This window comes from Citrobacter sp. Ce119 (genome assembly GCF_030334525.1).
Taxonomy (GTDB): domain Bacteria; phylum Pseudomonadota; class Gammaproteobacteria; order Enterobacterales; family Enterobacteriaceae; genus Citrobacter; species Citrobacter europaeus.
This window is the reverse complement of record NZ_JAOWDR010000043.1, coordinates 12,701-35,737: the sequence shown is the minus strand read 5'-3', so window position 1 is coordinate 35,737 and position 23,037 is coordinate 12,701. Positions and strand designations below refer to the sequence as shown.

The 23,037-nt window shown below is 48.1% G+C and carries 31 protein-coding genes; 7 read left to right on the top strand and 24 right to left on the bottom strand.

The features are described from left to right. Window positions 1–23: 23 nt before the first annotated feature. From OGV80_RS05900 to OGV80_RS05840, 13 genes are all read right to left on the bottom strand, one after another. Window positions 24–281, bottom strand: coding sequence for a putative phage tail assembly chaperone (locus OGV80_RS05900; RefSeq protein WP_167733421.1), 258 nt, complete (start codon window positions 279–281; stop codon window positions 24–26). Further along, window positions 268–456, bottom strand: a complete 189-nt coding sequence (locus OGV80_RS05895; protein ID WP_112902434.1) for a hypothetical protein — start codon at window positions 454–456, stop codon at window positions 268–270. Before OGV80_RS05895 ends, OGV80_RS05900 begins: the two co-directional genes overlap by 14 nt. After that, entirely contained in the window at window positions 386–766 is a 381-nt protein-coding gene (locus tag OGV80_RS05890) for a hypothetical protein (RefSeq protein ID WP_286514081.1), read from the bottom strand. The genes OGV80_RS05895 and OGV80_RS05890 overlap by 71 nt, the downstream gene beginning before the upstream one ends. Next, a complete protein-coding gene (locus OGV80_RS05885; RefSeq protein ID WP_182318563.1) occupies window positions 766–1,107 on the bottom strand; it encodes a M15 family metallopeptidase in 342 nt (113 codons plus the stop codon). Before OGV80_RS05885 ends, OGV80_RS05890 begins: the two co-directional genes overlap by 1 nt. Then, the gene (locus tag OGV80_RS05880) at window positions 1,094–1,396 is read right to left on the bottom strand and encodes a phage holin family protein (RefSeq protein ID WP_001738730.1); all 303 of its coding nucleotides are present in this window, start codon (window positions 1,394–1,396) and stop codon (window positions 1,094–1,096) included. Before OGV80_RS05880 ends, OGV80_RS05885 begins: the two co-directional genes overlap by 14 nt. 10 nt (window positions 1,397–1,406) lie before the next feature. Beyond that, the gene (locus OGV80_RS05875) at window positions 1,407–1,862 is read right to left on the bottom strand and encodes a phage protein (RefSeq protein WP_000044253.1); all 456 of its coding nucleotides are present in this window, start codon (window positions 1,860–1,862) and stop codon (window positions 1,407–1,409) included. Continuing rightward, window positions 1,859–2,986, bottom strand: coding sequence for a DUF2586 domain-containing protein (locus tag OGV80_RS05870; RefSeq protein WP_286514076.1), 1,128 nt, complete (start codon window positions 2,984–2,986; stop codon window positions 1,859–1,861). The genes OGV80_RS05875 and OGV80_RS05870 overlap by 4 nt, the downstream gene beginning before the upstream one ends. Further along, window positions 2,983–3,690 (bottom strand): hypothetical protein, encoded by a 708-nt coding sequence (locus OGV80_RS05865; protein ID WP_286514073.1) that lies wholly within the window; start codon window positions 3,688–3,690, stop codon window positions 2,983–2,985. Before OGV80_RS05865 ends, OGV80_RS05870 begins: the two co-directional genes overlap by 4 nt. Further along, window positions 3,687–4,193, bottom strand: a complete 507-nt coding sequence (locus tag OGV80_RS05860; protein WP_021293728.1) for a phage tail protein — start codon at window positions 4,191–4,193, stop codon at window positions 3,687–3,689. The genes OGV80_RS05865 and OGV80_RS05860 overlap by 4 nt, the downstream gene beginning before the upstream one ends. Next, window positions 4,190–4,642: a head completion/stabilization protein gene (locus OGV80_RS05855; protein WP_024143839.1), complete on the bottom strand. Its 453-nt coding sequence runs from the start codon at window positions 4,640–4,642 to the stop codon at window positions 4,190–4,192. Before OGV80_RS05855 ends, OGV80_RS05860 begins: the two co-directional genes overlap by 4 nt. A 96-nt stretch (window positions 4,643–4,738) precedes the next feature. Then, complete coding sequence (gpM, locus tag OGV80_RS05850) at window positions 4,739–5,440, bottom strand: phage terminase small subunit (RefSeq protein ID WP_286514070.1); 702 nt, start codon at window positions 5,438–5,440, stop codon at window positions 4,739–4,741. Window positions 5,441–5,443: 3 nt separating this feature from the next. Next, window positions 5,444–6,466 (bottom strand): phage major capsid protein, P2 family, encoded by a 1,023-nt coding sequence (locus OGV80_RS05845; RefSeq protein WP_286514067.1) that lies wholly within the window; start codon window positions 6,464–6,466, stop codon window positions 5,444–5,446. Between the two features lie 61 nt (window positions 6,467–6,527). After that, on the bottom strand, window positions 6,528–7,331 hold the full coding sequence (locus tag OGV80_RS05840) for a GPO family capsid scaffolding protein (RefSeq protein WP_052928181.1): 804 nt from the start codon (window positions 7,329–7,331) through the stop codon (window positions 6,528–6,530). A 161-nt stretch (window positions 7,332–7,492) separates the two neighbouring features. Between OGV80_RS05840 and OGV80_RS05835 the strand changes: the two genes are divergently transcribed. The 4 genes from OGV80_RS05835 to OGV80_RS05820 all read left to right on the top strand — a co-directional run bounded on the left by OGV80_RS05835 (window position 7,493) and on the right by OGV80_RS05820 (window position 11,834). Continuing rightward, the gene (locus OGV80_RS05835; protein ID WP_286514062.1) at window positions 7,493–9,268 is read left to right on the top strand and encodes a terminase large subunit domain-containing protein; all 1,776 of its coding nucleotides are present in this window, start codon (window positions 7,493–7,495) and stop codon (window positions 9,266–9,268) included. Further along, window positions 9,265–10,326, top strand: a complete 1,062-nt coding sequence (locus OGV80_RS05830) for a phage portal protein (RefSeq protein ID WP_286514059.1) — start codon at window positions 9,265–9,267, stop codon at window positions 10,324–10,326. Before OGV80_RS05835 ends, OGV80_RS05830 begins: the two co-directional genes overlap by 4 nt. Then, a complete protein-coding gene (locus tag OGV80_RS05825) occupies window positions 10,323–10,646 on the top strand; it encodes an Ogr/Delta-like zinc finger protein (protein ID WP_286514057.1) in 324 nt (107 codons plus the stop codon). Before OGV80_RS05830 ends, OGV80_RS05825 begins: the two co-directional genes overlap by 4 nt. Window positions 10,647–10,796: 150 nt before the next feature. Beyond that, window positions 10,797–11,834, top strand: a complete 1,038-nt coding sequence (locus OGV80_RS05820) for a DUF2806 domain-containing protein (protein ID WP_052912114.1) — start codon at window positions 10,797–10,799, stop codon at window positions 11,832–11,834. A 150-nt stretch (window positions 11,835–11,984) separates the two neighbouring features. On the opposite strand, the gene OGV80_RS05815 is transcribed toward OGV80_RS05820, so the two are convergent. The 10 genes from OGV80_RS05815 to OGV80_RS05770 form a co-directional block, all read right to left on the bottom strand. Next, complete coding sequence (locus OGV80_RS05815; protein ID WP_052913012.1) at window positions 11,985–12,188, bottom strand: hypothetical protein; 204 nt, start codon at window positions 12,186–12,188, stop codon at window positions 11,985–11,987. Window positions 12,189–12,307: 119 nt separating this feature from the next. Further along, on the bottom strand, window positions 12,308–14,323 hold the full coding sequence (locus tag OGV80_RS05810) for a replication endonuclease (protein WP_286514202.1): 2,016 nt from the start codon (window positions 14,321–14,323) through the stop codon (window positions 12,308–12,310). A 1-nt stretch (window position 14,324) separates the two neighbouring features. Further along, complete coding sequence (locus tag OGV80_RS05805) at window positions 14,325–14,537, bottom strand: hypothetical protein (RefSeq protein ID WP_286514051.1); 213 nt, start codon at window positions 14,535–14,537, stop codon at window positions 14,325–14,327. Window positions 14,538–14,636: 99 nt separating this feature from the next. Then, window positions 14,637–15,749, bottom strand: a complete 1,113-nt coding sequence (locus OGV80_RS05800) for a DGQHR domain-containing protein (RefSeq protein WP_286514049.1) — start codon at window positions 15,747–15,749, stop codon at window positions 14,637–14,639. Between the two features lie 16 nt (window positions 15,750–15,765). Continuing rightward, window positions 15,766–15,999 (bottom strand): DUF2732 family protein, encoded by a 234-nt coding sequence (locus OGV80_RS05795; RefSeq protein WP_286514046.1) that lies wholly within the window; start codon window positions 15,997–15,999, stop codon window positions 15,766–15,768. A gap of 67 nt (window positions 16,000–16,066) precedes the next feature. Further along, complete coding sequence (locus OGV80_RS05790) at window positions 16,067–16,468, bottom strand: hypothetical protein (RefSeq protein ID WP_174361186.1); 402 nt, start codon at window positions 16,466–16,468, stop codon at window positions 16,067–16,069. Further along, window positions 16,468–16,896 (bottom strand): hypothetical protein, encoded by a 429-nt coding sequence (locus tag OGV80_RS05785; protein ID WP_065554294.1) that lies wholly within the window; start codon window positions 16,894–16,896, stop codon window positions 16,468–16,470. Before OGV80_RS05785 ends, OGV80_RS05790 begins: the two co-directional genes overlap by 1 nt. A gap of 9 nt (window positions 16,897–16,905) precedes the next feature. Next, window positions 16,906–17,112: a phage filamentation protein Fil family protein gene (locus OGV80_RS05780; RefSeq protein ID WP_286514041.1), complete on the bottom strand. Its 207-nt coding sequence runs from the start codon at window positions 17,110–17,112 to the stop codon at window positions 16,906–16,908. Between the two features lie 9 nt (window positions 17,113–17,121). Beyond that, on the bottom strand, window positions 17,122–17,625 hold the full coding sequence (locus tag OGV80_RS05775; RefSeq protein WP_286514038.1) for a phage regulatory CII family protein: 504 nt from the start codon (window positions 17,623–17,625) through the stop codon (window positions 17,122–17,124). Between the two features lie 30 nt (window positions 17,626–17,655). Further along, window positions 17,656–17,877, bottom strand: a complete 222-nt coding sequence (locus OGV80_RS05770) for a helix-turn-helix transcriptional regulator (protein WP_003838003.1) — start codon at window positions 17,875–17,877, stop codon at window positions 17,656–17,658. Between the two features lie 133 nt (window positions 17,878–18,010). Between OGV80_RS05770 and OGV80_RS05765 the strand changes: the two genes are divergently transcribed. The 3 genes from OGV80_RS05765 to OGV80_RS05755 are packed head-to-tail and all read left to right on the top strand — an operon-like array spanning window position 18,011 to window position 21,432. Continuing rightward, the gene (locus OGV80_RS05765) at window positions 18,011–18,592 is read left to right on the top strand and encodes a phage repressor protein CI (RefSeq protein WP_286514033.1); all 582 of its coding nucleotides are present in this window, start codon (window positions 18,011–18,013) and stop codon (window positions 18,590–18,592) included. Between the two features lies 1 nt (window position 18,593). Then, the gene (locus tag OGV80_RS05760; RefSeq protein ID WP_286514028.1) at window positions 18,594–19,637 is read left to right on the top strand and encodes a phage integrase; all 1,044 of its coding nucleotides are present in this window, start codon (window positions 18,594–18,596) and stop codon (window positions 19,635–19,637) included. Next, window positions 19,627–21,432, top strand: coding sequence for a P-loop NTPase fold protein (locus OGV80_RS05755; protein ID WP_286514025.1), 1,806 nt, complete (start codon window positions 19,627–19,629; stop codon window positions 21,430–21,432). The genes OGV80_RS05760 and OGV80_RS05755 overlap by 11 nt, the downstream gene beginning before the upstream one ends. A gap of 642 nt (window positions 21,433–22,074) precedes the next feature. Here the strand turns inward: OGV80_RS05755 and OGV80_RS05750 are convergent. Beyond that, on the bottom strand, window positions 22,075–22,743 hold the full coding sequence (locus OGV80_RS05750) for a hypothetical protein (protein ID WP_125461436.1): 669 nt from the start codon (window positions 22,741–22,743) through the stop codon (window positions 22,075–22,077). Window positions 22,744–23,037: the final 294 nt, after the last annotated feature.

Genomic DNA, 23,037 nt, shown 5'->3' with positions numbered 1-23,037 from the left:
TTCGATTTCATGGACTCGCTTTGTCAGTTTTTTACTTCAATCTCCAGTTCCGGCGCGTAAATATCATTGACTTTACTGACCAGTTGCAACGCTGCACCCGGACGTTTTAATACATCAATCAGTGCTTCTTTCGTTTCTGGGGTAACAATACGCATCAGATAATTGTTTGCAGGGGCAACTTTATTATCCATTGCCATTTCATTAATCAGTTTATTGTAAGCAGTCTGATTAGGTTCAAAAACAATATCCGCACCACAAACACTCAGTTTAATTTTTTCCATAAATAACACGCTCTCTTAAATTAATTTCATCGACTAACTGATTATGACGCGCCGCACACTGGCCATATATTTCAAGGTAAACAGTCAGCAGTTCCGCTGCATCTTTACCTGTTGCCCCGTTCAGGCGCGGCAGTTGCGTGGCGCATCGTGTTTTCAGGTTTTCCTGATAACGCACGTTCGGTACCGGCGACGGCGATGTTGTACATGCTGACAAAATCATCAGACAGGCACCTGTTAGTAAAAACCGGCTTAAGCACTTCCGTGCGGATCTCTCGCGGTTGCGCATTTCTTAGCGCCTCCAGTTTATCTTCCAGCGTTCTGGCAGAATCACTGGCAATGCCCTGCATCACCTTGCGCGATTCATTACCTGCCACCTGCGCCGCCGTGTTGATTGCCAGCTCCAGGCTGTCGCGCCGCCAGTCGGCAGTCAGCCAGCCCCAGACAAACGCCAGCGCCACCACAACCAGCCACTGCGCATGACTCATCAGCGCACCCCGTTATGTTCCAGGCTGAAATGATTACCATCCGGTCTGGATTTGAAGCGCCCGCCCCAGCTTCCGCCCAGCGATTCCCAGTATTCACCCAGCGGCAGATAGTCCTCTGTACGGGTTTTATACTCGCCATTCACAAACAGATTAAAATCCACGGCCAGACGCTGGGTATGCAGACTGTTCGAAATACCGCTGCCCTTCTTCGCGTTCAGCGCCGCCTGTTCCGGGGTGCGGTACGCTTCGCCAAACGTCAGCCGGTAGCCGCGCTCTTCCGCCCAGTGGATCAGGTTGGCCACCATGACGGTAAACAGCTGCTGCTTTTCACTCAGGGTCATTTGTCACGCTCCCGTTCTTCTTTCCCGCTGCACGTCTGCGCAGCCACATTTCAACAGCCTGATAACCTGCAATACCCAGCGCTGCCCCCAGTCCCTGAATTGCCAGCGGGCTGGCCTCCGGGATTTGAATCAGCACCGCGCCAGCGATGACTGAAACAAAACTGCCCAGGATCACACGGCTGATAAACAGGCGCGGTGTAATGGGATCATCACTGGCCAGCACCTTCGCAACAGCAATGAGCGCCCCCATAATCAGCAGTGAATAAAGGCTCTTTTCATGTTCCTGCATTCCGGCTTCCTTATCCGATCAGGTTTTCCGTGGCTTCCGCTTCCAGATACGGCACACCGTTGATGTTCACGAACTTGGGACTGGTCACAAAATATTTGATTTTGTGCGTCGCCACACCGCCGCCCTTTGGATCGATATCCAGCAGATTACTCAGCTGGAGTTTGTTACCGAACGATTCCACTTTCATTTCTTCGCTGCCCGCTTTGGCATAGAAAAGAAAATCCAGCGGCGGAATACCACGCCACGAACCTGCGGCACGGGCTTTAGCCGTCAGTACGCCCAGCACTTTGGAACTGACTTCAATTTCTCCCTCTGCGGCCACATCGCCATCAACATGGCCATCCGGCACACCACGGGTCTGCGCGGCGGCGCTGTTATCCGTGATATCGAGTGTGATTTTCTCGATGTGGATCAGATCGCCGTCAAGATAGGTATCAAACGACATACCCGAAATACGTTTACTCATGCAGCACCCTCCAGACTGGCATCCAGTAACAGACTGATGGTGATTTGCAGCGGAACTTCCCAGGTGCGTACCACCAGATAAATATCCACCGTCTTTTTGTTCTTCCAGACAATGGTCACATCACCCTCCTGCGGCGGCTTCACTTCTCCCGGAAATGACACGCCATTGATACTGGCCGCCGTGGACATTTCACGCAGTGGACGTGCAAACAGCGTCTGGTGTGCAGCAATGCTGCCCGGTGTGCTGTTCAGTGAACGATCCGCAATTTTGCTGATAGCCAGCAGACGCACACGACGCGCCGCTTTATCGGCAACTCGCAGGGTTTCAATCGACTGGTAATCGCCGCCTTCCACATCCAGCGTTCGCCCGTCAGCCCAGTAAAAACCGTCATAATCCGGGTACCACATCGGCACACTAAAGCGCTGCGCTTCCAGTGCCCGAAGCGTGGCCAGCTCCAGGACCGCCCCGGTACCATCAACCGGCATTTCATCACTGCCCAGATTCAGCAGCGCCCCGGTTTTCACACGGGCGGGACTGTCTGCGATAGTCACGGTACGACTGCACAGACGGCCAGCCAGCACACCCGGCTCATTTCCCCACAAACGCGGAACCAGTTGCACCGCTTTCTCTGCAATACCGTCCTGGATGGCAGACACACGGGTCAGGTAATCCGCCAGGGCTTCTTCTTCCTGCATTCCCTGCACGGCCAGAATGAACCACACCCAGCGCCCATATTTGGAAATCAGCGTGGATCGTAACGTCACCGCCTGATTCACCAGGGCTTTGGCCGTCACATCACTGGACAGCACCACCCCTTCCACCGAACACACCACCTGTGCAGCCAGAACCGCTTTCACCCAGGCATCGTCCTCAGCATCTGCGGGCAGCACATGAATAAATCCCCACCAGTTCTGACCGGCGTTTGCCAGTGCCGCCAGTACATCGTTTTTCAGCGGGCTTTCCCCCTCTCCCAGCAGTGCATCAAAGTCACTCTGGGCATTCACCGCCAGCGTTTTCCCCACATTTTTGGTACCCGTACCGATAAACAGCAGCGTGCGCTCCACTTCATTGGTTTCACCCAGCAGCTGGTTTACCTGGTTCACGGTCACGTTTGGCCAGGTCATGCTTTCCCCTTAATATCCTGCGCCTTAACATCCCAGCCAAAGCCGATGGCCTGAAGCTGGCGCGCCAGCGCGTTATCAAATTCATCGTCACTCATGCCCAGAAAGACACGGGCAGGAAGATCCACTGTCCAGCTGGTTTTCACCGCCTTACCGCTGAGTTTTCGAATCAGTAACCCCGCCCGGCTGTATGGCATTGTTTGGGTTAACTCGCCCAGCGTGGGCTTTTTCCAGCGTTTACCGGTGCGTACCCGGTACCCCAGCGCCCGCAGTTTTTTGGCCTGGACTGGCGTGGCCATTTTTCCGGCCTCCACCTTCCGTGGCTGGCTGCGGCGGCTGACACTGACGCGCATCCCGTTTTGTTGCGCATATCCGACTGTCCCGGCCGGTACCGGCGTTTCCCCGTTCCGGTAGCCACCACCCTGCAAATAGATCCGTACCGCCTGAATTTCTGGCATTTCACGGATATGCAGCAGTTTTGGCAGGTTCCGCAGCATCTTCCCTTTGCGCTTCGTTTTACGCCCCGGCCACTTCTGACCATCCGGTGCTTCCTGATTGCGAACGTGCCGTTTTACGGCGGCAATCACGCCGTATTTGGCCAGCCTCCAGATAAGGCGCTGGCGCTTTTTGGGCGGCAGCTCCATGCTGGCCAGTGATTTACGCAACTCTGCAAGCTGCTTTTCATTCAGCTCACCACCGGCAATCATTCGTTACCGCCTACCGGCGCACCGGTTTCATCCACGCCATAAATATTGGCGGTGATCGCTATCCAGACCTCAGGGTTAACCAGCGACCAGCGTTTCCCCTGCCACGGGATCGCCCCGTTTTCGTCCTCCCTGATCACCAGTTCTTCCGCCATTGGTACGGTCAGTACAATGGTGGCGGTTTCCTCATCCTCCACTGACACATCCCAGTCCGGTTCAGCTTCAGTCAGGCCGACTTCATCCAGTAATTCCCTGTCAGCCTCATCCAGCCACGCGGCCAGCAGCGACATAAGCAACTGCGGCGGACACAGGCGGTACGGGAAACGCTGCCAGCTGATTACCGCGTCATAGCGAATCACCGCCTGGCGGTACTGTCCCAGCCCGTAGTCCTTCGCGGCTGGGATGAACTTCATTTCATCCAGCACACTGTCAAATGACTGCATGGCGCGCGGCGGTACGTTTTGTTGAAAAAATGCGGTCAGGCTCTCAAGCTGTGTCTGGCTCATACTTTTTTCACCGTTGCCCGTTTAAGTCCCTTCATGCGGCGGATAACCACTGAAGCCTCAGCCAGTAGCCCGGCGCGGGTTTCCATACTCTCCTGCCCCGGATGGGTTTCACGCCGCCCGACAGTGGCGAACTCCCCCAGCAAATCTGCTTTTGCCCTGGCAAATACCGCTTTCATGTACTGGGCGCACAGGCTGTTAAGCCCACCCATTTTTACGCCCGGAACATCTGCCGCCAGCGTGTGGCCTTTTGCTTTCCAGCTGGCCTCCACGTTTTCCAGCTCGGCATTCACCTCCGCGACTGCGGCCAGCAGCGCCTGACTGATAGTGTCCGCGTCGATATCGGCTGGCAGTGACCGCTGCGCCTGAAAGTCCTTCAGATTCAGATCCGGCCAGAACCCGTTATTCGTCAGCGGCTCATCCTGATAATCCAGCGGTTTTCCGCTAAACATAATTCCCCCGAAAAAGGCGGACTGACCGGTTTCCACGGCACAGTGACACACGGAGTGTTCTGCCCTCCACCGCGTCCGCCTGGCTTGCGGTAGTCTTTACCCCTGCGTCAGTTTTCGGATACGGGCGGCAATCGTCTGCCGTGCCGTTCTGACGCCGATTTTTAAATAGTATTTTTCTGCGGTGGCCAGCAGTTGATCGGCTTTCTCCAGCGTTTCAATGTCGTCCACACTCGCGGCCGTTGTCTGGCCATCTTCGCCGCGCAGCAGCTCCAGCCCGGCAAACTTGAACCACTTGGCCGTAACCTGTTCATGCAGCCGCCAGGTACTGGCGACACGCTCAAATGTGCGGGAAAAATACGGCTCAACACTTTCCCCGCGCCCTGATGTTTCCTGCGCCCAGGCCAGCATCGTATCGGCCACGAACGTGGGAAAATTGCTGCGCAACCGATCCGGGGTTGCCTGCTGCTGGCTGATTACAATGTCAGCCCAGTCCAGCGCCTTATCCAGATCGCCCACGTCAAACAGCCAGATAACACACCAGGCAAATACCGGGTTGGCATACACCTGCCCGCTTTCCAGATACGCTTCCACAGTCGGTGTCCAGCGCGGCAGCAACACATCCCGTTTAAACTCAATGCGCTCCGCGATTGTCGGCAGGTTACGGCAATGTTCCACATCCGCTTCCAGCGCCTTAATCAGCAGGTGCATGCTTTCTGTGGTTTCCAGTGCCTGGCTGCGTTTCAGCTTTTGTTCCATCGCAATACGCTGGCTGTGACGCTGCGCGGGAGAAAGTGCCATTTATCAGCCCTCTGCTGGTTCGGAAACCTTGCCGATGGTTACGGCAGATTCATCAATCGCCGCATACAGTTCCGGCACCTCAACCGCATACCCTTCATTGCGCAGGTATTTGTTTTCGAACTGTTTACGGTCTTCAACAAACTCCGCTTTACGCATACGGGTGTTGCGCTGGGTGTAGATATGCAGATTAGAAAGCGGCGTAACGACCATACGTTTACCCGGCATAAACGGCGGGATAACAGCAGGACGGCCAGCAATGGTGCTGCCCAGCATCTGCGCCGCAATTTTCTCAGTCGGGCGGTCTGCGGCCTGGTACAGTCGGTATTGTTCAGCAGCAACCAGATCAGCACCGACCAGAACCACCAGGCGCGGGTCATTGCGGAACTGGGCAGGAATCTTGGCGTTAATCAGGTCAGAAGCCATTGCATCCAGTGACTTGTAATCACCGGCTTCATCCAGCACGACCGGATCGGTCATAATCTGATTACCACCCAGCAGCGTTTTCATACGCTCATGCCAGCCGATGTTTACATCTTCACCGTTCGGGTAATCCGTTGGATTCGTTGTTTTTGCACGGCTCTTACCGTTAAAACCAATACGCAGCATATCCAGCGCAAACGCCTGTGTGGTAAACGCCTGGACCAGGTTGTAAAACTCGTTTTCGTCCTTACCGGCATTGGCCCAGACCGAAAGCAGATCCCAGCGCAGTGCGGCACAGCTGTCCGTTTCAACCAGTGAATAGTCATTGCCGTCCACACCAACCTGACGAACAAAGCGGCCATTTTCACTGCGGCCGGTATGCAGCACGGAAGAACCGACAGAAATCACCTGGCCACTCAGCTGGTCAACATCCAGACAGGTGATCATGTTCAGGAACTCCACGGACTCCAGCAGCGCCAGACGCAGCGCATTTTCCTGCGGGTCATTCAGGGAGAAATAACGACTGGTATCACGTGCGCCAAACTGCTGCGCCATGCCACTCGAATATTTATCCAGTAAATCCCGTGCACGATTATTAAGGTGCATAAAACTCCCTCGCGATTAAGCGATAATAAAAATGTTTTGTACTAATTAACGTCAGAACGTATTACAGGAAATTAAATTTACCCGCTTTTTCTGAAATCTTGCGCCCTGGTGTGCGGGTGGATTTATTACCCAGATCGTTAAAACGTTGAACGATATCTTTTGCATTATCACGAATAGCCGCAAATTCTTCGGTATCGACCACTTCCGCAATGGTATCCACATCACCCTGAACATCATTGAGCTGATTTTCAATTTTGGCCACACGGCCTTCCAGTTCGTTTACCGCGTTGGCCAGTGCCTGTAACTTATCATCACCCTGCGCGGTATCATCAGGCGGTGTTTCATCTTCAAACTTCGGTTTAATACCAAACAATTTTTGCCAGTTCTTCATTCGTATGTCCTGTTTAATTTTTCCATCACGGGAAATCACACAACTGTAATATCCCTGCTTAGATAATTTTTTGCGCCGACTACTAAAGCGCAGCCGTGTGGTGCCAACACTGGCGGGAGTATCTGTTACCGCCAGCCCCTTGAGGTATGTACGCCCACTCCCTCGCCAGTTCTCATCCGGTTCAATCGAGAAGAACAGGAGCTGATCTTCATGGTTGGCGAAAATTAAACGCATATTCGGGCAAAGGCTGACATAAAGCCGTGCCAGTCCGTCATCGCCATCATGCCAGGTGGCCTCCAGCACCTCCCCAAAATTACCGCAATCATTCTCGTGTTCAGGCCAGATCAAAGCGACATAGTGGTTATAGTCATAGGTTTCCCCCATATCGATAATCCACTGGCGTTTAATCTCTCTGCCGTCAACGGTATCCCCTTCGGTAGCAACACACAGCCAGTCAGTTTTTAAATGCGACATATCCCCCCTGATTTATTCACCGACGCTGCAAATAAATTATTGCCAAATAAAACCACCACCGCATCACGCTTTATTCTGAACAGTTCGGTTATCACGTATTACCGAACAGACGCGAATTAACACCACCGTTTTTTCATAACAGCCACGGCATAATTACCCGCATGGCTAAATACTCAGAAGAACTAAAAGGCGTTGTCCGCGCACTTTATTTGCGCCGCTATACGCCAAAAGAAATTGCATCAGAATTAAATCTGCCGAATGCGCGGATCGTTTACTACTGGGCTGAGAAATACAGCTGGGCGGATTTACTCAGCTTTGAAAGTACAGAGGAGGCAATTGAACGCCGCTACCAGCTGCTGGCCAGCCGCGATAATAAAACTGATCTCGACCTGAAAGAAATGGACATGCTGATTGCCCACGCCACAAAGCTGCGTGCTCAAAACAATAAGCATAAAGAAAAGATGGCCAGCGGCCAGAGTAACGGGCAGGCAGCTGCGCGCGACAGCAACAGCGATGAACCGCGCCCCAAACGCAAAAACAGGAAAAACGATATTTCTTCTCTGACCCAGGCGGATTTTGACTCCTGGGCGGAAGAACATCTTTTTGAATACCAGAAACACCTGCGCAGGAATATTGGCCAGCAGGTCAGGAACATCCTTAAAAGCCGCCAGATCGGTGCCACCTGGTACTTTGCATTTGAAGCCTTTGAAAACGCGGTCATGACAGGCGATCCGCAAATATTCCTGTCTGCCTCCAAAGTCCAGGCGGAATACTTCCGGTCTTACATCGTCAACATTGCAGAGCAGTATTTTGGCATCACGCTGACCGGCAACCCGATCCGCCTCAGCAACGGCGCTGAACTGCGTTTTCTCTCAACCAACAAAAACACGGCACAGTCTTACAGTGGCCACCTGTACTGTGACGAATATTTCTGGGTGCCTAACTTCGCCAGGCTTAACGAAGTGGCCAGCGCAATGGCCACCCATGACAAATGGCGAACCACCTACTTTTCAACGCCATCGGCCAAAACGCACCAGGCTTACCCGTTCTGGACGGGGGAAGAATGGAAACAGGGCAGCAAAAAACGCGCGGCTGCCCAGTTCCCGTCCTTTGATGAAATGCGCAACGGCGGACGGCTTTGCCCGGATGGTCAGTGGCGCTATATCATCACGATGGAGGATGCCATTGCGGGCGGCTTCAACCTGGCCAACATCGAGAAGCTGCGAAACCGCTACAACACCGCCACCTTCAACATGCTCTATATGTGCGTGTTCGTGGACAGCAAGGATTCCGTATTCAGCTTTTCAGACCTGGAAGCCTGCGGCGTGGAGGTGGACACCTGGCAGGATCACAACCCGGACGCTGCGCGGCCATTTGGTGACAGGCCAGTATGGGGAGGCTTTGACCCGGCACGCAGCGGCGATTTGTCGTGTTTTGTGATTATTGCCCCGCCGATGTATGCCGCAGAGAAATTCCGCGTTCTGAAGGTCATTAACTGGAAGGGCATGAACTTCCGCTATCAGGCCAGGCAGATCGAACTCCTATTTAAAAAATATAACTTCACCTATCTGGGAGTGGACGTTACCGGTATTGGCCAGGGTGTTTTTGACAACATCCAGCACTTTGCCATGCGCGTTGCCGTCGCCATTCGTTACGACATGAACACGAAAAATCAGCTGGTACTGAAAGCGGCGGACGTGGTGGAAAGCCAGCGTATTGAATGGGACAAGAACCTGAAAGAGATCCCGGCCAGCTTTATGGCTGTACGCCGCACCACCACGCAAAGCGGTAACGCCATGACATTTGTCGCTGACCGCAGCCAGGACACTGGCCACGCGGAGGCGTTCTGGGCGATTACCCACGCCCTGCATAACGAACCACTCAACTACGAAAACAAACCGAAATCCCGCTGGGGTGTAAGGAAAGAGGCTGCATGAGTAAAAAAAACCGCTTCGTTAAGCGCAACCCGCGCGGCGATAAGTCCAAAAAAATGAGCATCATTACGTTCGGCAAACCGGAACCCGTGCTGACCACCGGCACGGATTACCGCGACATCTGGTACGACAATGCTGCCGATCACTTTACCCAGCCGATTGACCGGCTGGCACTGGCACAGCTTATCAATCTGAACGGCCAGCATGGCGGCATCATCCACGCCCGGAAAAATATGATTGTGTCTGATTATCTGGGCGGTGGCCTGACTTACGACCAGCTGGAAGCCGCAGCGTTTGACTATACAACCTTCGGGGATATTGCGATTGGCAAAATCCGCAACGGATGGGGGGATGTGATTGCCCTGGAACCTTTACCCGGCCTGTATATTCGCCGCCGTAAAGTCAGGGACAACGCCACAGACCAGCCCGGGGATTACGTGGTATTGCAGGACGGTGAACCGCAGGTATGGCCGCAGGAAGATATCATTTTTATCAAGATGTACGACCCACAGCAGCATATTTACGGGCTGCCCGACTATATCGGCGGCGTACACTCGGCATTGCTTAACAGTGAAGCCGTAATTTTTCGCCGCCGCTACTACCACAACGGCGCTCATACTGGCGGCATTCTCTATACACGCGATCCCAGCATGACGGATGAAATGGAAGAAGAAATTGAACAGCAGCTGCGTGACAGCAAAGGTATCGGCAACTTCTCCACTATTCTGGTGAACATTCCAGGCGGGGACGGGGATGCGATCAAGTTCATTGAAATGGGGGATATCTCTGCAAAAGATGAATTTGCCAACATCAAAAACATCAGCGCACAGGACATTCTCAACGCACACCGCTTTCCCGCTGGGCTGGCAGGAATTGTCCCGCAGAACACCTCTGGCCTGGGGGATGTTGAAAAGGCGGAAAGGATTTACAAGAAAAGTGAGATAGCACCCATTCAGCGCCGGTTTATGACCGCTGTTAACAACGATCCCGAAATACCGGAACGACTACACCTTAACTTTGATTTAAGTTACACAGAATCAACGGATAAGGATGCGGCATGAGGCGAAAAAGGCTAAAATCCAGGCATCATTTAACAGCTGGAGCATGGAAGATGCGAGTTCTGAAAATCGAATGCCCGGAATGCGGCTCAAAGGCTGTTATTCGTAAAACAAACCGGAAGCACCGGCAGATTGCGGATATTTACTGCGCCTGTTCAGATGTGGAGTGTGGCCATACGTTTGTTATGAATCTGACGTTCTCCCACACTCTCAGCCCCAGCGCGAAAACAGGTGATGCGATGGTTCAAGTCCTACTTAACAACTTATCACCGTCTCAAAAACAGATGGCACTGGATTTACTGAAAGCCACACCCGCGGCGTGAGGATATCTCCTGTTTGAGTCATCACTTATGCACAGAATGCTCTTTCTAGACCCATGACAGTGATCTCTGATATCTTTTCATTATAAGATCAGTGCGTTAAATTTTTTGCATTATATTATTACCTAAAATTGGTGCAGGAGATCTCCTAGAATGTTTGGTTCAAAGCTTGTAACTAAACTGTGGGAAACCACAGCAGAAAAAGGTATTGGTGCTTTATGTAAGCCCTGGCAAATGCGTAGAGAGGGAGTTGCCAGTTTAGAAATGGAAAGAAAAAAAATGTTAGTTCTGGCTCAAACAGAGATGGATGTCGAGAACATAAAAAGCGGAAAAGCCATCGTTTCGTTAAATGATCTAAACAATCCCAAATTGATTTCATTAGAAAATAAACAAGAGTATGATAATTCAGGTTCAATGGAGCCTTACATAGATTTCGATAATTTAAAAAACGCAGTAAGTACTCAACTCATTGCAAATGAAGTTCAAAAAGAAATAAACATTGCCAAGTCATTATTTGTTGCTGAAGAAATACTTTCTGTTGATCAGTCTGAGCCTACTGCTGAAAATATCGAAAATGATTGGTTGCTAAGGTGGAGAGATAGTGCTGCGACAAGTAGTTCTGAGAAGCTACAGGATTTATGGGGAAGAATACTTGCAGGTGAACTAAAAAGCCCGGGGTCGTATTCATTAAGAACTGTTGATTTCATCAAAAACCTGACACAAAAAGAAGCAAATAAAATACAAAAACTATTCTCTTTCCTCTTTCTTGATAGGATTATCAAGGGGGAAAAAGGTAGTTCTAAATTCGACAATGAATACTTAGATAATGAACTGAACTATAATTTTTTATCTGAGATGCAGTCACTCGGAATCATTGCTGGGGTTGAGTCAATGGGATTAGCCTCAACTTTCAAGTCTCTTAGTGAAGAAACCTTTTTTTATTATCATATGTATAATGATAAAGTAATGCAGATTAAACATGACGATCCAGAGAAAGAACTTAAACTAAGGGTTTTAATTCTAACGCCACTTGGCCATGAGTTAAAAAGTTTATGCCCTGCTACAATTGATAGCATTTATCTCAATCATGTTATTGATGCGATTAAATCATTAGATTTTAAAGTTATCATTGGTGATTGCATACGTAAAGAAAATGGGGAAATATACTCTAAAAATGAAGTAGAAGTTTAAAAATGTAAAAAATAATATCCCCCTCACTTTTATCAAAATAAAGTGAGGGTTTAAGAGATATAGATGAATTTATAGTCAACTTACTATTAATCATCTTAAACACTATAACATTCGGCACCTTACAACTGAGATTATAGTATTGTCAATGAGTTAACATTCCCCATCAGATACTGGAAAGGCCCCTGACCTTGTTTTTTTTAAATCTTTTCTAAGATCGTGTCGCATTTCTCCTGCAATCTCACCAATCCAGGCCAAAGCGATTGTTTTCTCGCGCTGGTCACTTTCGTACACATGGGCAATTTTGGCCAATAACTCAATACGCTCCAGCTGTGCCGACGCTTCCAAAAGATCCATTTAGCCCCCACAAACAATATATTACTGTATATGCATACAGTATACCGTAAAGCACAAATTGTGAAATGTATTTTCCTACCATTTACTGACAAATGAATGTGTTACACAGATTTGTACCGCTACAACCACCCCGGCCACAGCTCGTGCATTGGCTCGTTTCGTGTTTCCTGCAACCGACCATTGCGGTAAATCAATGCTGCCTGGCCAAATATCAAACCACTGCCCCGCATGAGTATGACTATTTCGTCATCAGAACCTTCAAAACCCCGGCTGCGCAATTCCAGCTTTAACCGTCTACGGGTTCCACCCTCCGTACAGTTATTGACAGAACTCCAAGGGGCGGCGCTGCCGCCAGAAAAACCCGCCTCCGCTGGCGCTTCGGCCAACTTCGCAACCTTCTGCCATTTCACCAGGCGCGTACATACCGCCGAATCTGGAACCAGTGGAGAATAGACACCCTGAACGCGCTGCACGTCCTCTGCGTATTCATTACCCTGTTCCGTGATTTCATAAGCCAGACGAACAACCAGATCACGGCGGGAAACCAGTGCGCCACCCTGCGCCTGGGTGTATGCCGCCCAGTCACCAACATCCGCAGCAGCCAGAACCGCATCCATTCTGCGGTCAGTCAGTACCTGATCACGTAACCGGCGCAACTCGCGCCAGACAGTCACCGGCGCACCACCAATCTGCTGAAACTGGCGAATACGCCAGCGTGAAGCCCATGCAGAAACGGACTTGGCCATGTCCCGTAGGTTCTCCCCTGTTTCTTCGTCCTGTTCACCATCCAGCGCAAAACCATCAATGTTTTTGGATATATATTTGGCGATGTAACCCGTAGCCGAACCTTTAGCGGGATCGATGGCTTCAACATGGAAACGTGCCTTTAGCGCGTTTGGCGTTTGCAGTTCTTCGGAGTCGGTAATTCTGGCGTGATAACAAAGAATATCGCGCACGGTATCCACGTCACCAGGACGCATAAAAAGCAGCATATGCCAGTGCGGTGTCCCATCGTGGTGAGGCTCTACCACACGAAAACCAAAAACATGGATACCTGCACGGGAAATAGCAGCGCGGGCTTTCGCCCATACACCACATAAATAGCGCTGGGTGTCCTGTGGAGTGCAGCCATCCCACTGTGAAACAAAGCCCCCTTTGCTGTGCACCGCATGGAATCGCGATGGCGCGGTGATGGTGTAAAACTCACCGGCCAGCCCTTCTTCATTGGCCATATCTTCAAACCCCCTCATTCTTACCATTAGCTCACAGCGACGGATCGCCGGATTAGCAACACTGCGGTGCACCATGCTGTCCAGTGCAATACGCAGCCCTTCATCATTCAGCAGGTCAAACTTTTTAAAGAACTCAAGGTTCCGCTTTTTCTGATCTATCCATTCACCCAGGGTTTTACGGGACACATAAGCACTGGCGGCTTTCTGTACCTGTCCCACGGCAATGGCCATATGCTCACGCTGCATATCACGCGCCCGCTTAAGACGCAGATACCACCATTCAGGCGCCATCATGCGAAGAATCCCGGATTCAGCCTTACGCGTTTCCAGTTGCCCGCCATTAGCTTCATGCTCTGCCCAGTACGGAGGCTGATTGTTCAGCATCAGGGAGCACGCGCATAAATGGCGGTAAGACTTCAGCGTACGGCGGCGCAGCTCTGCGGTATCGTCAGTGCTGCCCACAAACTGATCGGTGAAGTCATAAAGTGACTGGGAGATCCAGCCAGATATCTGGCCAGCCAGTTTTTTGAGGTCCGGGCGGTCAAGTGACGGCAGTCGCTCCAGCGACTTACCAAAAGGAAGATCAAGTGCATCAGAGGCCAGCTTGTAACGTGCAGCCACTTTGCGCAGACGTGGCAATACATTCTCACCGATAGTTTTACGCAGGAATGTATTGGCACGGCGACGCCCGTCACGACCAGACAGCAGTTTTTCGTAACGGTTGCCGAAATACCCGGCTAACCAGTCGGGTATCTCATGCAGGAACTGGGAGCGCCATTCATAATCCTGTGGGTTAACAGCCCACAAGCGGCGTTCTGTGATCGTCGCATCGGACGGGATACCAGGCGCAAAGGTTTCACGCCGCCAGGCATTGACGGCGTGGTGTTGGCCAGGCTCCAGCATATCAACCACGGTTAACCAACTTGCGCCAGAAATCAATCAGGAAGGCCACAAGCACGGCCGCTACCAGCGGTAGCCAGAAAAACGCACTCAGAGTTATTAACCCTAAGTCCTCAGCGTCGTGGTCAAATTCGTCCTGGCATTCGTCCCATAAGAGAAAGGCAAAAGTGATACAGGCAAACAAGGCATAAAAGCCGGTGATAATTTCCGTCATCATGCCATCACCGCCCTAACATCGATCGCTGGGTTAACAGGTGACTTAATTATCAGCTGCGGCATTATGCGAGCTTTGCAGTCCACCCACTTAAGTGGAGTTTTAACGGTCATCATTACCACCTGCGATAGCGTGGAGATTCCTGGTAGCAATCACCAACGCAAGGCGTTCAGCTGCTGCTTTCTGTGCGGCGACATTCGTAATAACTGTTGGTTTTGCTTTGCTGGTATTCACGCAGGTTTCTCCCCAGTTCGACATCAGGAAGTAATCTTCTCGTTCTGCAATTCCTGTATTTAGCGCTAACCCTTCGATCATCTTTATTACGCTGCGAACTGAATGTTCAGAGAGAAGGCGTTGGATGGCGTAACCAAACGCATTAATCATTACGGAATGGAATTGGATATAATCGCGCTTGTATTCACCTTGATTGGTGCCATGACGAATGTCGTCGATAGCTGTAAACAAAATCCATGCCCGCCAGATAGATTCAATATCCCCCATATCCAACGTCTTACCCGCTACAGTTGCGAATTTAGCAGTTGCATCGCATAGCGCCTTAAAGCTGACCCAGCGACTACTTTTCGCCGGTACCACGTTGTGTTCAAAATCTGTAATGTCCGCAAATACCTCATGCTGCGAGAGAAAATTCACCATGCTCTGTGCACTGTGGTTGCGCCCATCGTAGGCCATGTTGATAGCAGCAGATGGTTTCGATACGTTGTTATTGATGTCAGAGAAGAACTGCTGACGAGTCTTTAGCGGCAACTTATGCGTAAGCATCAGCGGAATATGGATCAACTCACCAATGGTTCGGCTGAACTCAGTAGCACCAGCAGCTCGGTGCTGTCCGTCGAACAAATCAATTTCAGCATCCATAGGGAATCGAACAACACCAACATTGGTATTACCGAACTCTTCAAACTCAATCTCTGAATTGCAGTTACCTACCAGCGGAGGAATGATGAACGGCTCTTTTTTCTCGTAAGCATTTAACAGGTACTTATAAAACTTCTTTGCGCGTGCAGGGTTTATTTCACGCTGCGAACGTTCAAGAGTGCTACCTGAATTATTTGACGCAAGAACACGTGCCAAAGTGCGGGCCGGAACAGTCATCAACAGCACAGTTGCGCCTCCCTGCAAACCACGTGAAGCGGGAAACTCAAAGAAGTAATCACCAACGCCTGTATTGCTCTGTTTTTTGCTTTCACTTGTCATTTCTTCTTATCCCAACTCAGTTCCATGCAGCACCGCTATCTCTGCAAATCGCAGCGGCTTCATCGCGGATTAACTCAACGATTTCCGTTGCGCTTAAACCTTCATTGGCTGCATAGGTGGCCAGCTTATCCAGACGGGTGGAACACAGATCAGCAGCTGCGGCTTTACCTTCCTGTGTGGCTTTGGTGAGCATGGCCAGCAGGTCAGTGCCTGATTTTGTTGCGGGTAAATCCTGATGTGTCATGTGCATTTTGGTTTCCTTAAGGCAAAAGAATCCCCGGCCACTTGAGACGTGGCCAAAAATTTCAGGTTGTTAATTAGTGAAAAGCGGGTTGTACAGTGACGGCTGAATAGTTCGGTGCTGGAATAAGGTGCAGCTCGTACGTTGTCCGCCACCACTCCTGGATCAGTGCTTTAATTTCGCCAACACCCAGCGCTCCGGCCGTATAGAAAATTGCTCGGATTCCGGCCAGCGCTTCAATCTGTGCTTCTTTGCTTTCGGCCTCGCGGTACACGCAGCACCAGAAAGCGGCATTGATCGCCAGCCAGTGACGCGGGTTTGTCATGTGTTCGGTGTCATTGAAGAAAAACGGATGCAACGCAATGCGACCATTTTTACTGGTGCTTTTCTCTGCAAACGCTAAAGCGTAGTTATGCGGGACTCCCCACACGGCCAACTCTGCCCCCAACGATTTACCCTCGACGGAAATAATGGTCATTAGTGATTCCCCTGCTGCTGCAACTTATGGACTATATGAGGCGCGATAACCATCTGCACCCCGCTACTGCTATAAATTGGATGTACTTTTTTGATCGGACGATTCGCGGTGCGCTTCGAAAAATCGCTGTCACGTAAACTGCCAAAACCTTCAAACGTTAACCGCGCCCGTGAAATTCCTTGGCGCAGCAGAATCATGTCCCGATAGCCCAGGCGTTCATAAAGCTCACGCCAGCAGCACTTGCTTAAGTGGGCTTTAAATGCCCCAGCGCCAGAAGTAACCGCAGCGGCATGAAGCACCACACCGCGCCACTCCGGTGTCAGGTTGTCCCACCATTCAGCGGCCTCACTGCTTTCGCTGAAGTATTTGCGGCGGATCTGTTTTAAATGTTCCAGCCCGCGCTTTTGTTGTTCCTGGCTAATCGCCATAGCGCCCCCCTATACACCCAACCAAGCGACGGACTTTTGTAGGCAAGAAACGAAAATCACCCCGCCTTTCATTCGAACAGACTCATGCGCATTGAATTTATACGTGTGGCCAGGATTCCAGCGCTGACCGTTCGGCAGTTCTATCCAGCCCGTTGAACCGCTTGGCCGTTGCATGGCTGGTGATTCTTTTTTGAGGTAAGTAACAAACGCCTTCATGGTGCTCCCTCACATCAAGCCGGTGGCGTTAGCCGTCACCAGATCCACCGCTGCGGCCAGAACAGGCGCAGACTGGATACGGCTTTCAACGGTATAAGCCAGCACGGATAAGCTACGGATTGCATCGCGAGCGCGATCCAGAATTTGTGTACGGCGGGCGGCGGTCATATGACCAGTTGATACGGCTTCCCCAGCAATTGCGCCCACACAGGCGGTGGCACTCAGTGCACACAACTGCATGTTGCCTTCTATGGCATTGTTCACCGGTACGGATGGAAGGCAATTAATCTGCCCTAGCATCCCATCCAGTAAACGAGCATCTTCGGTGTAATCCGTAATAGCTAATAGCTCGTCACAGGTTAAACGGTGCGGCTGTGCTGGATTCAACTTGTTGCGCAGGATCTGCGGCCTCATACCAACGGCAGCGGCTACATCTTCCAGATTGTGCTCAATTGCAAATGCTCGGCAAGCCGCATCAAAGTGAGCATGTTTAGAGGTCTGGTAATCAAACATTGTTAGCCCCGCTCTAATCCGTAGGATAAATTACGTGTTAAGCGAAACATTGCATTCGCTTAACGCCATAACGGTTAAGGCGGCCATATTCACTTCAACCAACCCTTTTTTCTGTGCTCCTTTAGGCTTGATAGGGAGTTTTCCGTATGAAATCAGGTTCTCAGCAGTACTTTTTGACATGCCTGTACGACGGCAATACTCATCAAGCGGGATGTATGGATCGGGGATCACGATTGTAATGTTGGGACGCATAATGCAAACTCCTCAGGTTGTGGATACGCCAATATCCATTTTTATTAGCCAATATCTAAATACAGGAGCAAGGTTAATTAGATAAAATCTACATGTCAATACATTGTAGATAATATCTACACACCTTTAATTTATGGCGAGATTTAGACTAGATCCAGAATCTGATAGCGCCCCAGTACTTGATCGGGTACTTGAGGCTTACGGCTTTACGCAAAAATTACAGCTTGCCGAACATCTTGGAATTGCTTCCAGCTCAATGTCTGCGCGTTATAAACGCGGTGGGCTTCCTGCTGACATAATGCTCAAATGCATGGCTGAAACAGGCGTAACACTTGAATGGCTGGCAACAGGTCAAGGTAGAAAATTTGAGGATGAAGAAGTGGATATCCTCAAAATGCCGCGGCGTAAAATCGTTGACGGCTTGATGTATGACGCAGGGATGTACATGCTGGATAAAGTCTCTTTTTTACCCGGAGTCCCTTTGCCAACCTCTCCCGTATGTGTAGTGGAAGGTAATAATCAGTTCATCGTTGATACCTCATTCACAGAGATTTATGACGATCAGTGGCTTGTAGAGATTGAGGGTAAAATGAGTATCCGCACCCTTACGCGTATTCCGATTAAAAAAGTTAGAGTTAGCGGCGTTGGTATGGCTTTTGATTGTGGTATCGACGACATAACCGTGATTGGGCGTGTTGTTCTGACGATTCATTGATATGACCGTAAGAAAACTCAGTGATGGCCAATGGGTTGCGGACTTTTATACCGTCAACCGCAGCAATGGCAAGCAAGGCAAGCGTGTACGCAAAAAATTCGCGACCAAAGGCGAGGCGTTAGCATTCGAAAACTACACTCTTCAAAAAGTTGAGGACTCGCCCTGGCTTGGACAAGGAAAAGATAAACGCCGCCTATCGGATTTAGTTAACTTATGGTATGAACGCCACGGGATAGCTTTGCGTGATGGGCAAAAACGTGTTCGGGCCATGCTTTGGGCGGCTGAATGCATGGGTTCACCTCTTGCTACTGAATTCTCAGCACAACTGTTCACAGCATATAGGGCTAAAAGGCTCGATGGCCATTTCGCCCGTACTAAGCGCATTGCTGAAGTATCGCCCCGTACGATGAATCTGGAGCATGCTTATTTCTTAGCTGTTTTTAATGAATTGAAAAGGCTTGGGGAATGGGAGGCTCCGAACCCATTAGAAAATGTTCGCCAGTTTAGAACCGAAGAAAGTGAGATGGCCTATCTTACCGGAGAGCAGATTGATAGGCTTTTAGAGCAATGCCGCCTGAGTTCAGCGAAAGATTTGGAAATGATAGTCAGGATTTGCCTGTCCACTGGCGCTCGATGGGGTGAGGCTGAAAAACTGAAACGCAACCAGATCACTGCAGGAAAGGTCACTTTTATAAAAACAAAAGGTAAGCGCAACCGAACTATTCCTATCGATCCAGTTTTAATTTCCCAACTGCCAAATAAAAGCGGTTTCTTGTTCACTCCATGTTACTACGCATTCAGGAACGCGCTTGAACGAGCAGAAATTGAGCTTCCCGCAGGGCAACTTACACATGTGTTAAGACATACATTCGCCAGTCATTTCATGATGAATGGTGGAAATATATTAGTACTACAAAGAATACTTGGCCATACTGATATAAAAATGACTATGCGCTATGCCCATTTTGCGCCGAATCACCTCGAGGAAGCATTAAAGTTAAACCCTCTCAATTTCTCTAAAAAGGAGCCAGAAAATGTCCAATGAGCATATAAGGAAGTCAATTGATTTTTATGTTAAATTAAATAAACCTGGTTATGCAATTTTATTGTCTGGTGCTTGGGGGGCAGGAAAAACTTATTTCATCACACATCATTTACCCCCTGATACTTATCACTATATAAGCTTATTTGGATTGCATTCTGTTGATGATATCTACGCAGCAGTCTATAGTTCGATGCATCCTAAAAAAAATATAATAAAACGATTCACCCGCAGCACAAAAGACGTAGAAATTGGATATGGTGGATTATCCCTTGCGCTGGGTGACTTCCCCGACAGCCTAGCAAATTCAATAATGCGTGAAAAAGTTGAAAGTAGCAAAGTAATAATTTTTGACGATTTAGAAAGATCAACAATAAATACAAAAGAAATACTCGGCGCTATAAATAAATACGTAGAACATCATGGATGTAGAGTCATCGCTATTGCACATGATGAAGAACTTAGCTTAGATTTAACAAACACTAAAGAGAAGATTATAGGCCTAACTTTGAAGGTTACGCCTGACATTCATAACATTTATTCCGAATTTACAAAAGATTTCCGATTTAACAATCTCCATAAACTACAAAAATTAAAACTAGCTGAAATTTTCTTAAGTTCGGGTTGTCAGTCGCTAAGAATATTAAAGCATACAATTGAGGATACCGTTTTATTGCTAGATGGGATTGATAAAAAATTATCACTTAACGAAGGAGCTATGGTGGAGGCGCTATCAATATTCATTGCTTTGAACATTGAATATCGCATGGGTAATATTAAAGAAAATGACCTTATAGATAGAAACAGCCAAATCAGAGCACATGCCTTAAGTCAAATTAGATTAAGCAGCGCAACTCCGAAAGAAGAAAATAAAGAACCTGTAATTTCACAATTAAAAAATAAATACAATCCAGTAAACCTTACAACCAAAATAATTTCCGACAAGGATTTAATTAATGCTTTATTCAATGGCCATTATAATTTTGATGGGATAAATCAATCAATAAGCAGATCATCTCACTTTGTAAAAAATAACGAAAAAACATCAACCTGGAATGTTATTTTCAATTTTGATACTGTAGATGATATAACCTTAGAAAAGGCCATATTAAAACTAAACGAAGAATTGAGTGAACTTTACTACACCTCCATTGGAGAAATACTTCATGTATTCCACATGAAATATTTCATGGCTGAAATCGGAGCTGAAAATAATTCATTTGATGAAGTGGATAAGATATGCAAGACGTATATAATAAATCTTCTAAATAAAAATTTACTTCCGACACCATTTGAAGATAATTTTTTAGATGGCCATTTTCGCGATAGTTATATGGCATGTGCTTTCATTTGCTATGATTCCTATAGAGAAAGAGTAGAGTTCATAAAAGAATTCATATCAGAACAGCAATTTTCAGCTCTTCGTAAGAAATATCCACAAATATCAAATGAATTGTTAGACACATTAAAATTCAACCCCGAATCCTTCTGTGGGTTAATTTCAAGTGATTATAGCGTCAAAGGTAAATATTTAGATTATGATGTAATGTCACAAGTCAATGTGGTTAATTTTGTAACTACATGGCTAGATTTACCTCGCAAATATTGGAGAAAAATTACTGATGCACTTGAATACAGATATGGTTCAGGCCGTTATAATAACGACCTAGCAAACGAACAAAAATGGATTAAAGATGTTATTAATGAGCTTGAATCAAGAGCCTCAACGGTTACGGGATTCGAAAGATTCAGAATTCGAAGAATTGTTCCAAATATCCCTGAAGCAAGCCAAGCTTAAACCTCAAAGTGTCGCAAAAGTGTCGCAGTAACTTAAGTATATTGGAGGATACAGGACTATATTGGTTTTCTATCCCACTGATTTATAAGTAAGTTATTGTTTTTACTGTGGACATAATGTTTCTCATAATCGCTTGGTCGCTGGTTCAAGTCCAGCAGGGGCCACCAAACTTCAAGGACTTGCGAGAAATCGCAGGTCCTTTTTCTTTGGGTGCCATTTGGGTCAGGAAAGTTATTGCCTCCGAGTCCTGTTCATCTCGCTGCCAGCGTTCGCGTAAAGTGCAGGGCGATGATGTCATGCAGTTTATCGATCGGTACGTTGATGGCCCCGGCTTCTGCCGGCTCATACATGAATACTTTGAAGAATAATCTGTCGTCGGGTGAACGGAAGCAACGCCAGCGATTGTTCTATGATCTGCAGGCCGTCAGATTTATTCCTACGGGATCTCAGCGTGAAAAATCATTACGCTCCGGTAATGGACGTAGGGGATTCACAAAAATAATATCTATCTGATATTATTTTTGGTGCATATATAATCGTGATTACAAGCCCAGCGCTCTATCATCTCAGATAAAAAAATTGATAGAATCTGAATTTGTAGACAAAACAAACAGGACCATGGTGTGACACCAGGCATTCATATTATTTGAAACTTTGTTTAGCACGTTCATTATTTAGCCATTGCTTAAGCGCTGTAAGCTTAGCCACACCATTTCTTCTATAGACGTATACAGACTTTGCCGGGAGTCCCAAAGTTTGAGAAAAATTTTTCACTGTCTCTCCTCGGTAGTAACGGATGGCGACAGCCAACTCCCTTAAAGATAACCTCTTGATTTTTCTGTTTTTATATTTAATCCCTTCACTGAGAATTGACTCAACTCTGATAAAGTCCTGACTCAGGAGCTGTTCACAGGATAAATTAGCATCCGTGCAAAAAACTTTTGACAAAAGGGTTTCATTATTAATCAGCGGGCTTAAAATAAAGCTAACCCATGCAGGAGGAAAATCAGAAATAATATATACTGATGAACTACACTTTGTGTTGCAAATAATACTCGCTGTTTTTTTCAGCGCACTAAGAATAGTATCAATATTACCATTCAGATACACAAAAATGCATACTTCACCACTCTCTGGAAACAATAGCAATTCATCACCGGAGAGATACTCCTGGTCACAGGATATTCTCTTAGGTGCCTCACTCTCATGCATGAAAAGTGCTGTGGCGCCTTCACAAGCATAACTACAACAAGAGATGATATAATAGTGATTATATTTTTTAATTGAAGGCAAAGATGAATTACAAATCATATTCATTCCCTATAATAATAGTTATAATGAAAAATTGACCAGGAATCTACCCAATAATAAAAATGTTACCTTTTCCTAATAAATGTAACAAAGCAATGCTTTAAAACTTAATTCAAGCATAACAAACATAAAACAAGAGGACCACACAATTATCAACAAAAAACATCAAAAAAAGCCATTACCTTTAACCCTTAGTATAAAAGATAATAAAGATCACATCACTTATCATTATTTGCCATGTACATTTCTGATCTTATTTCGCTGCAAAATAAACCCAATAATCTACAGCCCATT